Raw genomic sequence first — 12,072 nt, forward strand, 5'->3', positions numbered from 1 at the left:
AACTGGAGCTGACCAAGGGCGTAGTACATGCTGGAGCTATGCCGTTGCTTCCAGCCATTTGCTCAGCACTTCAAGCGGATAGCCCTTGCCATATCCATGCCCTACGCCTTCGGTTTGCCAGCCACCTATCTGGTCGACGATGTCGGACGGACACTCGACAGCGCGAAGTCTGTCACGCATCGAATGACGAAAACTGTGCATGGTGCAACGGCTCGGTACATATGGCTTCATCCATTTGTTCAGCGCGGCACTGGCAGAATTAGCGTTAGTGGTTTTCGATTTGTTGTACCGGGGAAAAGCGAACTGGCTGTCAGTGTTCTCATAGAGCAAGCGCTTGGCGGCCCATAGTGACGCCCCGACCAGAGGCACCTTTCGGTTGCTACCTGATGTCTTCAGCCGACGCCAAGGATGCTCTTGGACAACAACGTGAGGCACTGGGCCATTAAGTTCGAAATCCTCTTTGAGCAAACCCGCAGCTTCTGCAAGCCGCATCCCCGTATCCGAAACCAGAGCAACCAGCCATCGCAAGTCGTCATCAAGCGATTGGCATTTGGATTGTAGAGAGCGGATCGCTTCGATTGGCATAGGTTCACGATCTTCGACGCCGGCACTCCTGTCGTAGTACACACCAGCGAACGGGTTGGTCAGTGTGATACCGGCTTCAGAAGCAGCAAAATTGATGACTGATCTGACGGTCCCAAAGATGCGGGTGATACTGCTACCCGCTAATTCTCGCTTCACCAGCTCGTCGCGAAACGCATTGGCATCCGCTTTGGTATAGCTTCTGATGTCTTTGTCCCCGCAGACATCCAAGACATAGCCACACGACCGCTCAGCAGCCCTGTGGAAGGTGATTGGACGTCCTTGCCCCTTCAGCTGCAGATAGACTGACACGGCTTCTGAGAGCTTTACAGCGTCAACGCTGGCTTGACCGGTGCATGACGTCGAAGACCCAAACTCGGCGGCAGCTCCCATCCGCAGAAGATGCTTGCCCGGTAGGTCTACGTCTTGGATGCGTAGATGGTACCAGTGTTCATCCAGTTGCTGAGCAGCTCTTTGCGCTCGGGACTTTGCAACCGCTGCTGATCTTGTCCGCAGCGAGAACGATATTTTTCCGGTGGTATAGTGGTGATCGAGGTCCCTCGGGACCCGTCGTGTGAAGTAGAAGACCCCTGCTTTTACAAATGAGAAGGGAACGGTTTTGTTCTCCAGCATGTACTACGCCCTTGGTCAGCTCCAGTTAAAGCTGAAGGGAAACAGTAGCTTACCTGTTGGGAATGGTGCCCGGGGGCGGAATCGAACCACCGACACGAGGATTTTCAATCCACTGCTCTACCCCTGAGCTACCCGGGCACGGGAATGGCGTTTGCCATTGGGTGGAGGCCTTCTATGACTTGCCACAGGCAGTGTCCAGAGGCTTTTTGACATTTTTTCAATGCGGTCGGGGCGTGGGGCTTTCGGTTGGTTCCGAAGTCGACTCGGCGTCTTCTTCACGTTGCGATGGCACCGCATATGAACCGTTCAGCCACTTTGCCAAATCGATATCCGCGCAGCGTTTCGAGCAGAATGGGCGAAAGGCCTGCTGAGTGTATTCTCCGCAGATCGGGCAGCTCATTTCAGGATCTCCGTCAAAGGGATACGACCACGTTTGCGCTGAAGTTCGAAATGTCCCAGCGGTGTCCAACCGGCCAGGATTGTCTCGTCAGGATCAGATTTGAACGCCGACCGTAAGGCAGATTCGAAACCTCTTCGGTCTTTCTTGGGCATCGGTGCCAGGTCCAGGGTGATTTGACCTCCCAATCCGCGCACGCGCAGGGCGCGCGGCAGGGTTTTGGCGCAGGCGAAGTTGGTCTTGGTCCCAGCGGCCAGAGACGTGTCGGCGCCGGTGTTTACATCAACCGCAACCAGGGCGCGGGTCGGTTGGATATAGAGGTGTCCCCCACCGGGCAGCGCTTCGGAAATACCCTGTGCGGTGTCAAGCGCGTCCAGCACGCCGTGGTCTTCGAAACCACCAGATGCGGTCACGACCTCGGCCGGATCCGTCCAATCGCGCCAGGCCAGGATATGAGGGCCATCGCCCTCACTGAGCAATTCGGGTTCTGTGCCTGAGTCATTTAGCACCTGCTCGGCCAGCGCAAGCATGGCCGAGATATCCTCGGCGATCTCTTCGGCCTCGGCTCCTTGGCAGCAGGAACGTAATATTAGGCCATGCGGGCAGTCGCCCATCTGTTCATGAGCAATTTCGAGCAGTTGGTCGCGCACATCTTCATCCCGAATACGGCGCGAGATGTTCAAACCGGGAGCGTCGGGTGTCACGATTGCATAGCGGCTTTTGAACAGGATGCGGTTTGTGACGGGGATGGCTTTGCCGGGTTCGGGATACCCAATCACCTGCACCAAAAGCAGCGCGCCGGGGGCCAAACCTTTGACCTGTCTCAGAAACGCGGGACCCTCAGGGGTGGTCAGAAACATGCCGCCTTGACCTTTGACCGGGCGATCCGCACGGGCGCGGTAGATCGTGCCGGGTGCCGGGGCATCTGCGGCGATCAGAAAATCGTCGAGGACGCCGTCCACCATCAGGGCTGCAGCTTCGCGTCCCTGAATGTGATCCAGAATGATGGTACGGCCCTTCATGATGCCTCGCGATATAGGGGATAGCCGATGCCTTGCAGCAGTGCGGCAGTTTCGGACAAGGGCAGGCCGACGATACCGGTGAACGAGCCTGAAATCCATGGGATGAAAGCACCAGCAGGGCCTTGAATTGCATAGGCTCCGGCCTTGCCCTCCCAGTCTTCCGTCGCAAGATAGGCATAGATTTCGGAATCTGACAGCCGCTTCACCTTGACCTGAGAAACCACGTCGCGCTGGAGAATTTTGTCGCCGCGCCGCACCGCAACCGAGGTGATCACCCGATGGCGTCGGCCGGACAGAGCGTGCAGAAATTCGGCAGCTTGGCCAGCGCCTTCGGGTTTGCCAAGAATTCGGCGGCCCAGTGCGACCGTTGTGTCGGCGCATAGGGTGATATCATCGCTATCTGCCTGAATAGAATGCACTTTCTGCCGTGTGATGCGGCTGCAATAGGGGGCTGGCAGTTCGCCTTTCAGCGGCGTTTCATCGATATCCGGCGCACGGATCGCATCGGGCTGAACGCCAAGCTGCGCCAGCAGGTCCAGCCGCCTTGGGCTGCCCGATCCGAGGATAAACGCCATGTGTCGGGCGTTACTTGAAGCGGTAGTTGATCCGACCCTTAGTCAGATCATAAGGGGTCATTTCGACCTGAACTTTGTCGCCGGCCAGAACACGGATGCGATTCTTACGCATCTTGCCTGCCGTATGTGCGATGATCTCATGGCCGTTTTCCAGCTCGACCCGAAACGTCGCATTAGGCAGGAGTTCCTTCACGACACCGGGAAATTCGAGCGTATCTTCCTTGGCCATGTTGTCTCCATCATTACGTTGCACCTGCAGAATCTGCAGTTCGTGCGCTTAAATGAGCCTATTCCGGCCTTATTTCAAGGGCGAAGTCACCTAAAGAGGTGATATTGTGACTGAATCGACTCGGGCATCTTGCTCGGCCCAATGGGTGCGGTTCAACACGCGCCCGTCTGCACGGACGTTTGCGATTGCGGACAGGTCGACCTCGGCATAGGTCCAGCCGGATGTATTCAGAGTGCCCTCGGCAAGCACACCCGTCGGAGGGAACCCGATATCGGGCGGGCCAAACACGCCGCCCATACCGGTATTCATATCTACCGCTTCAGACCATTCATTGCCGCCAACCAATGATGACATTACCGTAACGCATTGATTCTCAAGAGCGCGGGACATGGCGCCGATCCGTACGCGCCAATAACCGGACAGGGCTTCGGTACAGGATGGAACGAGGATCAGATCGGCCTCGCTCAGCGCGCGACCCAAGAGCGGGAACTCACTGTCATAGCAGATCAGAACGCCGATTTTACCCAAAGCGGTATCGAACAGTTTCAACGGACCACTTGGGGCGATGTCCCAGACCTCGCGTTCAAACCGTGTCATGATCTGCTTGTCCTGATGGTCGCGGCGACCATCAGGCGCGTAGAGGACTGCGCGGTTCACTGGACGGCCTGATCCGTCGATCACCGGGGCTGACGCACCCAAAATGTATGCATTGTACGTCATCGCCAGGCGGGAATGTATGTCTTGTACATCTTCCATCCAGTCGGAAACGGCGTGGATAGAACGTTCAAGATTACCTGCCACCTTGGGACCATCGAGTGTCGACAACTCCATCGCACCATACTCGGGGAACACGAGAAGGTTGGAACCATGACTTACGGCTTCGGAAACCCACGCCTCAACTTTGTCTTCATATTGCGCCCAACTGTCTAGCCAATTCAGGTTGTAAGCAGCAGTTGCGATTTTCATTCATTTTCCCCGTTTTGCAGCGTGTCGGATCTCTGGGCCGCAAATTACGGCGGACCAATACAAGCATTATGTTGCTCGTTACGGATCATCAAACCTCAGTAGCCACGAGGCCAGACCCGGACCGAAGCATTCCCTAATAGATCGTAGAACCGGCCGCCAACATCCCACGAACTGGAATATCGATGCTCTACTTTTCTTCGAGTACGCCCCGTCTTGGCACCAAGATAGAGCGGGCAGTCAGCTTTGGTGGGCATCGAACACATCAATTGTAAAGTAGAGGCAAATTTTGAACCTAAATTCGTTCAACTTTGACCGAGTCTTCGGGATAAAACGCCAGATGGTTCTTAACTTCGGCGATGGTATCGAGTGGGTTCTCATAGCTCCACGCCGCGTTTTTAGTGACTGATGATTTGTTCACGATCGAGAAATGCGTGGCCTCCCCCTTGCCTTCGCATTGGGTCACTTTGTCGGTGCGATCCAAAAAAGCCATTGCGATATCCGCGCGCGGGAAATAGATGACCGGGTCTTTGTCACCTTCAAGCAATTCCAGCGCTGCTGTGGTTTCACCTAGAATCGCGCCGCCTGAACGCACGCTCCATTTACCCGGCGCTTTGCGAATTGTGATGGTGTCTGTCATTCCTGTTCCTTCCCTTGTCGGTTCGGGGCTTCTCCTCTGCCCAATCTATGTAACATGCTGGTGTCAAACCGGCGCAGTTGCGGCATCCAACCACAGTTGAGCGGCGTCGCCCAGCCTTGGCCGGACTTTTTCTACGACTTCGCCGTGATAGGCGTTCAGCCAGGCGCGTTCCTCGCGTGTCAGCATGTCGACCAGGATCAGACGCCGGTCGATCGGTACAAATGTCAGCGTCCGCCAGTTCAGCATGGCCCGTTCGTCATCGCCACCGGGCAGGGCGGGGGCATCCTCCACGACGACAAGGTTTTCCAGACGAATGCCAAAGGCGCCCTCGCGGTAATATCCCGGCTCGTTCGACAGGATCATTCCCGGCTCAAGTGGGACGTGGCTGACCCGTGACAGGCGTTGAGGGCCCTCGTGTACGCTAAGATAGGTGCCGACCCCGTGTCCAACCCCGTGATTGAAATCCTGCCCGGCCAGCCACAGAGGCAGCCGTGCGACGCACTCGATATCACGCCCGGCCAGACCAACAGGCCAGCGCAGCATCGACATGGCGATCATGCCTTTGAGAACGCGGGTGAAGCAGGCCTTTTCCTCATCCCCAACATCGCCGACCGCTATCGTGCGGGTGATGTCGGTGGTGCCGTCCAGATATTGCCCGCCGCTATCCAGCACCAGCAGGTGACCGTTTTCCAGCGTGCTGTCAGTTTCCTCGGTCACGCGGTAATGCATGATGGCCCCGTTCGGGCCGGTGCCCGCGATGGTGTCGAACGAGATATCCTGCAGGGCGTTGTCTCGGCGGCGGCTTTCTTCCAGCCGCGTCACCACCTGAGTCTCGGTCAGGCTGCCCGGGGTCTGTCCATCCAGCCAGCATAGCAGTTCCACCACCGCTGCAGCATCGCGCAGATGCGCCTCGGCGGTGCCAGCGATTTCGGCCGGATTCTTGCGGGCTTTGGGCAAGGCGCAGGGATCGCCGCCGTCTACCAAACGGTCCCCCAACGTATCCGCCACGAATTGCGGAACCGTATTTGGATCAACCTGCACCTTGCCTTCTAGCGCCTCGACTGCAGTCAGGAATGTGTCGGGCTCGTGCTGGGTAACCTTGTCGCCCAAATGGTCCTCAAGCCCGGTCAGCTTGGCAGCGGCCATGAACAGATCGACGCGACCATCGGCGTGCAGGATGGCAAAGCCATGGGCCACGGGGTTGTATGCGATGTCCGAGCCGCGAATGTTCAGCAGCCACATGATCGAATCCGGCAGAGTGATCACTGCAGCCGTGCGATCCGCTGTTTTTAGCTCATCGGCGAGGTGATGGATCTTGCTCTCGGCGCTTTCGCCGGCAAATTCAATCGGATGCACTCTGACCGGATTCATCGGAGGGTCGGGTTGATCCGCCCAAATCCGATCAACAAGGTTATCACAACGCACCAGTTCGATCCCGCTGCCTTCAAGGTCTTTCTGCGCAGCAGTAATCTGCCCTGCCGCGTGGAGCCACGGATCAAATCCCACCTTGCCACCATTTGGTAGCTGTTCTTTCAACCACGTGCTCAGGCTGACATCGGGCCACGGCACCGGCGTGTAGTCTTCAGCGACCTGCGCCTTCACCTGCGTGCGATAGCGCCCATCAATGAAGACCCCCGCAATATCCGTGAGTGCCGCGCAAAAGCCCGCAGACCCCGTGAAGCCGGTAAGCCAGGCCAGCCTTTCATCTCGTGGGGCCACATATTCCCCCTGATGCGCATCCGCGCGCGGGATCAGGAAACCCTGCAGGCCTTCGCGTGCCAGCTCATCCCGCAATGCGGCCAGTCGTGGTGGGCCTTGCTCGGGGCGTGCGGTCACTTCGAAACTCTGGAACATGGGCGGCCTCTTCGGGTGGATTTGGATGCGGTGAAACCTGAGGGCTGCGCCAAAGAATGTCCAGCGCCAGTTCAGCTGTCCGAGGGCGCTCCAAGAAATTCGATGAGGCTTTGCATGTAGATCTCGTAGGCGGGGTTTCCGGGCAGCGGAATTTGATTGGCGGTTTCAAGGATAACAAGCGAGGCATTTGGAATGCCTGCAGCCAGTTTTCGTGCCTCGGTCAGAGGGTGAACTTCGGTGTGGCGTCCGTGCAGGATCAGGGTTGGGCAAGTGATTTCGGATAGCAAATGCAGGGCGGAGGTGCTGTTTCCGATGTCTCGATACAAAAGCTTTTGCTCACGCGAATAAAGCGCCTGCATCTCTTGCACCATGTACCGGACATCATCGAGTGGACCATCGGGAAAGTAGCTGAGCGTTGAGCCCATCGCGTATCCGCCGCCCGGTGTTTGCCAACCTTCTGCAATGAGTGTTCGGATCGAATCGGGTTGTTTCGTATCACCCCGGTGGTCTCGCCCTTCGGCCCAGCCGCCAGCGATCACCAGCTTATCAACTCGATCCGGATGCCGCGCTGCGAAATGCAGGGCTGGGAAGGTTCCCCCAAACTCGCCGATGATCGAGAAACGCTCGAACCCGGCGGCATTGGTCACGGCCAGAATTTCCTGGATCCTGAGGTCAAAAACGGCTTGATGGTCCGAGTTGGAGCTTACTCCGTGATCCTTGTTGTAGCGCAGCAGGCGGAATTGCTTGGCCATATCCATCAACCGGGTGCGTTCAGAAGACAAGCGCCATTCGGCTTCCAGATCATGAATGACCGAGCCGATGCGAAGAACGGGGTTACCACTGCCCGATAGCGAATAGGGGATTGGCCGGCCATCGCTGCCTTGGGCATAACGCAGTTTCTGGGTCCGGCTGTTCTCGTCCGAGTTTGAACCAGCGTCGCTTTTGACCTCGGCCGTCATCTGCAATCCGCGTCGGACGATTGTTCGAATGATCCGTTGTGACTTGCCATCATCACCAACAGCCCGACGGGCCGCTGCAATGCGTGCACTGATCGTTGAATCCGAGACAAACCGGCCGTTCCAGACCCGATCGATGATCTCCTCTCGGACAACCAGTTTACCGGGGCTTTCAGCCAGCAATTCCAGCAGATCAAAGACCTGCGGTTCTACCGGTACGGTCTCGCCGCCCCGCAGCAAAACGTGGCGGTCCACATCAAGAACACAGTCTGCAAACTCATATCGCATGGGCTGAATACACTCTGTTTCGGCGCAGGCCTCAAGTTTCGATGATTATCCCAAGGAATTCTCGGGGGTTTCTCAGGATCGCCTTCAAGCAGGCGCGCGGCATAGTGACCACATTGGAAGCAACAGACAGGAGATCAAGATGATGCTTCCCTTTGACACCGCGTTGTTGCGCCACCTGGCTGCCCGCCACCGGCCAAGCCTACCCCGCCCGCGCGCTGAACCCTTGGGCAGGGCGATAACCATGCCCAATTGGCTGGTAATTCTGGTGCTTCGTTTGACGGCGCAGGGCGGGCGGGCTTAGCTGGCCCGCTTCATCCCCATGACCCGCGCCCGCGCCCTCGGATCGCTGTCGAACAGCGCCGCCAATTGCTCGGTCATTGCCCCGGCCAGTTGCTCCACATCGGTGATCGTCACCGCGCGGTCGTAATACCGGGTTACGTCGTGACCGATCCCGATAGCCAACAATTCTACCATCTTGCGTTTTTCGACCATGGCGATCACGTCGCGCAGGTGCTTTTCCAGATAGTTCGCCGGATTCACGCTGAGTGTTGAATCATCGACCGGAGCGCCGTCCGAAATCACCATCAAAATCTTGCGCGCCTCGCGTCGGGCCAACATCCGGCGATGCGCCCATTCCAGCGCCTCACCGTCGATGTTTTCTTTCAGCAATCCCTCTTTCATCATCAGACCCAAATTGGGTCGCGCGCGCCGCCACGGGGCATCGGCACCCTTGTAGATGATGTGGCGCAGGTCATTCAGTCGCCCCGGTTGCTGCGGGCGGCCATCGTTCAGCCATGCCTCACGCGCCTGACCACCTTTCCACGCGCGGGTGGTAAAGCCCAGAATCTCGACCTTCACGTTGCAACGCTCCAGCGTCCGCGCCAGAACATCAGCGCAGATGGCGGCAATTGAAATCGGACGCCCGCGCATCGAGCCGGAATTGTCCAGCAACAGCGTCACCACCGTGTCGCGGAATTCGGTGTCTTTTTCGACCTTGAAGCTTAGCGGCGTGGTCGGGTTGGCCACGACACGCGCCAGACGTCCGGCATCCAGAATGCCTTCCTCGCGGTCGAACTCCCAGGACCGGTTCTGCTGTGCTTGCAAGCGACGCTGCAACTTGTTGGCCAGACGGCTCACCGCGCCCTTCAGCGGTTCCAGTTGCTGGTCCAGATAGGCGCGCAACCGTTCCAGTTCGGCGGGTTCCGCCAAATCTTCAGCCGCGATTTCTTCATCATGGGTGTTCAGATAGACCTTGTAGTCAGGATCGGCCTCGGACGCGGGCGGCGGGGCCGGAGGTTCCAGCGGAGCTTCACCCTCGGGCATTTCCGCCTCATCGCCCATCTCATCCTCGGCCATCTCGTCCATTGAGACCTGAGCCTGAGATTGGTCCTGCTGCTCTTCCTGAGTTTGCTCAGGCGTCGCGTCGGCGTCCTGTTCGTCCTTATCATCCTGACCGGTGCTATCGGGATCGGGCTGTTCTTCGGCCTCTTCTTCGGCCTGATCTTCCTGCTCGTCGTCCAGCTCATCAGGGTCCTCGCCCAGCTGGTCGCCATAGCCCAGATCCTTGATCATCTGGCGGGCAAACTTGGCAAATTCGGCCTGATCCGAGAGCGCCTCATCAAGGTTTTCCAGCACGCCGCCGGCCTGTTCCTCGATAAATCCGCGCCACAGGTTCATGACATTCTCAGCCGCAGGCGGCATGTCGCGCCCCGTCGCCAGATGTCGGATCAGATAGCCCGCCGCCACAGCCAAAGGCGCATCCGCAGGCTGCTTGCATTGGTCATAGCCACGCCGGATCGCCTCATGCCCGATCTTGACGTCGATATTTGACGCGGTTCCGGGCATGTCCCGTGCGCCCATCGCCTCGCAGCGGGCCGTTTCCATCGCCTCATAAAGATCCCGCGCCATATCTCCTGGAGGCGCATAGCGCGCGTGCGTCGCGTCGTCATGGTACTTGCGCTGCAGGGCCAGAGCATCTGCCGTGCCGCGCGCCAACAACACCTCTTCGCGCGTCATCCGGCGTGAGACCTGCGGCAGCCGCATGGACTCGCCCGACAGACCTGAGGGGTCGACCGTATAGCTTACCGAAAGCTCAGGGTCATCGGCCATGACCTTGGTGGCTTCGGCCAGCGCCTTTTTAAAAGGATCAGCAGGGTTGTCGTTTGGTTTACTCATCTGTCCGCCCCTGCTTCTTCAAGCGTCATTTCATCACTTGCCAGACGCGCCAGCATATCCACATGCACATCCAGCGCATCAACAACCTTATATCCGGGATCTCGCCCGTCAAAGGCAAGGTTCAGGTCGGTCCCAGCCAAAACGACGGCATCAGCATTCAAATCATCCACCATACGGCGACCCGCGTCCAGAAACAGTGCGCGATCCTGATCGGAGCAAACCCCGGCAACGGCCATATCCTGGTAAGTTTGTCCCAGCATTTCGATCTCATCTTCCAAAGCAACCGCCCGGGTTTGCCCAAGCTGACCATAAAGTTTGGTCTGCATCACAACACGCGTTCCAAGCAACCCGACAGTGCCAAACCTCTGCGAGGCGAAATACGCATCCAGAGGCTTTACGGCCGAAATAAGCGGCAGCGGAGACAACGGCACGGTTTCATCATAGCAGAAATGCCCACCCAGCGACGTGATTGCCACACAATCCACGCCTGCCGCCTTCAGGCGATCAATGAGCCCTGCGTAGACCTGCGCTTGTGCATCCCGTTTGTCCGCCAGATTGTTGCGGATCAATTCCTGCACATCCGCATGCACGATGGTCAGTTCCATCAGCTTTCCACGCGCCGCCATCGCCGCACTCAGCCGCTGATAATAAACCACCGTTGCAGCAACACCGATCCCGCCAATCAATCCGATATGCATGGCGGTCCCCCTGTCACCCCAGGCTGGCGCTCGCCGCGCTTTCCGGCAGTTCCTCATCAAAACAACGCTGATAGAACTCAGCTACGGTCTGGCGTTCCAGTTCGTCGCATTTGTTCAGGAAGGACAGGCGGAAGGCATAGCCGATGTTGCGGAAAATCTCGGCGTTTTGGGCCCAGTTGATCACGGTCCGGGGGCTCATGACGGTGGACAGGTCGCCGTTCATGAAGGCGGTCCGGGTCAGGTCGGCAACGGTGACCATCTGGCTGACGGTCTTGCGGCCTTCGGCAGTGTTGTAATGGGGGGCTTTGGACAGCACGATCATCGTCTCGGCATCGTGGCTGAGGTAGTTCAGTGTCGAAACCAGCGACCAGCGGTCCATCTGCGCCTGGTTGATCTGTTGCGTGCCATGATAGAGGCCGGTGGTGTCGCCCAGACCCACGGTGTTTGCAGTCGCAAACAGGCGGAAGTTCGGGTTCGGCGTGATGATTTCATTCTGGTCCAGCAAGGTCAGCTTGCCGTCATGCTCCAGCACGCGCTGGATTACGAACATCACATCCGCACGGCCCGCGTCGTATTCGTCGAACACGATGGCAACGGGGTTACGCAGGGCCCAGGGCAGGATGCCTTCGTGGAACTCGGTGACCTGCTTGCCGTCGCGCAGCTTGATCGCATCCTTACCGATCAGGTCGATCCGGCTGATGTGGCTGTCGAGGTTCACACGCACGGCGGGCCAGTTCAGACGGGCAGCGACCTGTTCGATATGGGTCGATTTCCCAGTGCCGTGATAGCCCTGAATCATCACCCGGCGGTTATGGGTAAAGCCGGCAAGAATCGCCAATGTGGTTTCGGGGTCGAACTTGTAGGTCGGGTCGATGACCGGCACGCGGTCGCTGCGCTCGGCAAAGCCTTTGACTGCCATATCGCTGTCAATGCCAAACACCTCGCGAACCGAAATGTCCTCGGTGGGTTTTGCGTTGATGTCGATCGATCCGTCAGCCATGCGCCTTGTCCTTATCCTTTGGCCCGTTCACCGGGTTTGAACCCGTGTGTGGTGCAACAT

General features: G+C 58.1%; 13 protein-coding genes and 1 tRNA gene. 1 reads left to right on the top strand and 13 read right to left on the bottom strand.

Annotated elements, in window-relative coordinates; all coding sequences use genetic code 11:
• Positions 1-36: 36 nt before the first annotated feature.
• The 10 genes from G7G_RS0101235 to G7G_RS0101280 form a co-directional block, all read right to left on the bottom strand.
• A complete protein-coding gene (locus G7G_RS0101235) occupies positions 37-1,215 on the bottom strand; it encodes a DUF6538 domain-containing protein (RefSeq protein ID WP_010437491.1) in 1,179 nt (392 codons plus the stop codon).
• A gap of 63 nt (positions 1,216-1,278) precedes the next feature.
• Positions 1,279-1,353, bottom strand: a tRNA-Phe gene (locus tag G7G_RS0101240).
• A 79-nt stretch (positions 1,354-1,432) separates the two neighbouring features.
• Positions 1,433-1,615 (bottom strand): DNA gyrase inhibitor YacG, encoded by a 183-nt coding sequence (locus tag G7G_RS0101245; RefSeq protein WP_010437492.1) that lies wholly within the window; start codon positions 1,613-1,615, stop codon positions 1,433-1,435.
• Positions 1,612-2,634 (bottom strand): ribonuclease E/G, encoded by a 1,023-nt coding sequence (locus G7G_RS0101250; RefSeq protein ID WP_010437494.1) that lies wholly within the window; start codon positions 2,632-2,634, stop codon positions 1,612-1,614. The genes G7G_RS0101245 and G7G_RS0101250 overlap by 4 nt, the downstream gene beginning before the upstream one ends.
• Positions 2,631-3,209: a Maf family protein gene (locus tag G7G_RS0101255; protein ID WP_010437496.1), complete on the bottom strand. Its 579-nt coding sequence runs from the start codon at positions 3,207-3,209 to the stop codon at positions 2,631-2,633. The genes G7G_RS0101250 and G7G_RS0101255 overlap by 4 nt, the downstream gene beginning before the upstream one ends.
• 10 nt (positions 3,210-3,219) lie before the next feature.
• A complete protein-coding gene (infA, locus tag G7G_RS0101260; protein ID WP_005978431.1) occupies positions 3,220-3,438 on the bottom strand; it encodes a translation initiation factor IF-1 in 219 nt (72 codons plus the stop codon).
• Between the two features lie 90 nt (positions 3,439-3,528).
• Complete coding sequence (locus G7G_RS0101265) at positions 3,529-4,404, bottom strand: carbon-nitrogen hydrolase family protein (RefSeq protein WP_010437522.1); 876 nt, start codon at positions 4,402-4,404, stop codon at positions 3,529-3,531.
• A gap of 292 nt (positions 4,405-4,696) precedes the next feature.
• Positions 4,697-5,041: a DUF427 domain-containing protein gene (locus G7G_RS0101270; RefSeq protein WP_010437523.1), complete on the bottom strand. Its 345-nt coding sequence runs from the start codon at positions 5,039-5,041 to the stop codon at positions 4,697-4,699.
• 63 nt (positions 5,042-5,104) lie between these two features.
• Complete coding sequence (locus tag G7G_RS0101275; RefSeq protein ID WP_010437524.1) at positions 5,105-6,895, bottom strand: aminopeptidase P family protein; 1,791 nt, start codon at positions 6,893-6,895, stop codon at positions 5,105-5,107.
• A gap of 71 nt (positions 6,896-6,966) precedes the next feature.
• Positions 6,967-8,139, bottom strand: coding sequence for an alpha/beta hydrolase (locus G7G_RS0101280; protein ID WP_010437525.1), 1,173 nt, complete (start codon positions 8,137-8,139; stop codon positions 6,967-6,969).
• A gap of 139 nt (positions 8,140-8,278) precedes the next feature.
• Between G7G_RS0101280 and G7G_RS24335 the strand changes: the two genes are divergently transcribed.
• Complete coding sequence (locus tag G7G_RS24335; RefSeq protein ID WP_010437527.1) at positions 8,279-8,440, top strand: hypothetical protein; 162 nt, start codon at positions 8,279-8,281, stop codon at positions 8,438-8,440.
• Here G7G_RS24335 and cobT read toward each other — a convergent pair.
• Genes cobT through cobS form a run of 3 tightly spaced genes read right to left on the bottom strand, consistent with a single transcriptional unit; the run spans position 8,437 to position 12,012 of the window.
• Positions 8,437-10,314 (bottom strand): cobaltochelatase subunit CobT, encoded by a 1,878-nt coding sequence (gene cobT, locus G7G_RS0101290; protein WP_010437529.1) that lies wholly within the window; start codon positions 10,312-10,314, stop codon positions 8,437-8,439. The two genes, G7G_RS24335 and cobT, sit on opposite strands and share 4 nt — an antisense overlap.
• Complete coding sequence (locus G7G_RS0101295) at positions 10,311-11,012, bottom strand: aspartate/glutamate racemase family protein (protein WP_010437531.1); 702 nt, start codon at positions 11,010-11,012, stop codon at positions 10,311-10,313. Before G7G_RS0101295 ends, cobT begins: the two co-directional genes overlap by 4 nt.
• A 13-nt stretch (positions 11,013-11,025) precedes the next feature.
• Positions 11,026-12,012, bottom strand: a complete 987-nt coding sequence (gene cobS / locus G7G_RS0101300) for a cobaltochelatase subunit CobS (protein WP_010437533.1) — start codon at positions 12,010-12,012, stop codon at positions 11,026-11,028.
• Between the last annotated feature and the right edge of the window lie 60 nt (positions 12,013-12,072).

The organism is Ruegeria conchae, assembly GCF_000192475.1.
GTDB classification, from domain to species: Bacteria; Pseudomonadota; Alphaproteobacteria; order Rhodobacterales; family Rhodobacteraceae; genus Ruegeria; species Ruegeria conchae.

Bases quoted from the DNA above. Each gene is read 5' to 3' on its own strand.
- cobS (WP_010437533.1), bottom strand. From the start codon at position 12,012: ATGGCTGACGGATCGATCGACATCAACGCAAAACCCACCGAGGACATT.
- cobT (WP_010437529.1), bottom strand. From the start codon at position 10,314: ATGAGTAAACCAAACGACAACCCTGCTGATCCTTTTAAAAAGGCGCTG.
- G7G_RS0101280 (WP_010437525.1), bottom strand. From the start codon at position 8,139: ATGCGATATGAGTTTGCAGACTGTGTTCTTGATGTGGACCGCCACGTT.
- G7G_RS0101265 (WP_010437522.1), bottom strand. From the start codon at position 4,404: ATGAAAATCGCAACTGCTGCTTACAACCTGAATTGGCTAGACAGTTGG.
- G7G_RS0101235 (WP_010437491.1), bottom strand. From the start codon at position 1,215: ATGCTGGAGAACAAAACCGTTCCCTTCTCATTTGTAAAAGCAGGGGTC.
- G7G_RS0101275 (WP_010437524.1), bottom strand. From the start codon at position 6,895: ATGTTCCAGAGTTTCGAAGTGACCGCACGCCCCGAGCAAGGCCCACCA.
- G7G_RS24335 (WP_010437527.1), top strand. From the start codon at position 8,279: ATGATGCTTCCCTTTGACACCGCGTTGTTGCGCCACCTGGCTGCCCGC.
- G7G_RS0101250 (WP_010437494.1), bottom strand. From the start codon at position 2,634: ATGAAGGGCCGTACCATCATTCTGGATCACATTCAGGGACGCGAAGCT.
- G7G_RS0101245 (WP_010437492.1), bottom strand. From the start codon at position 1,615: ATGAGCTGCCCGATCTGCGGAGAATACACTCAGCAGGCCTTTCGCCCA.
- G7G_RS0101255 (WP_010437496.1), bottom strand. From the start codon at position 3,209: ATGGCGTTTATCCTCGGATCGGGCAGCCCAAGGCGGCTGGACCTGCTG.
- infA (WP_005978431.1), bottom strand. From the start codon at position 3,438: ATGGCCAAGGAAGATACGCTCGAATTTCCCGGTGTCGTGAAGGAACTC.
- G7G_RS0101295 (WP_010437531.1), bottom strand. From the start codon at position 11,012: ATGCATATCGGATTGATTGGCGGGATCGGTGTTGCTGCAACGGTGGTT.
- G7G_RS0101270 (WP_010437523.1), bottom strand. From the start codon at position 5,041: ATGACAGACACCATCACAATTCGCAAAGCGCCGGGTAAATGGAGCGTG.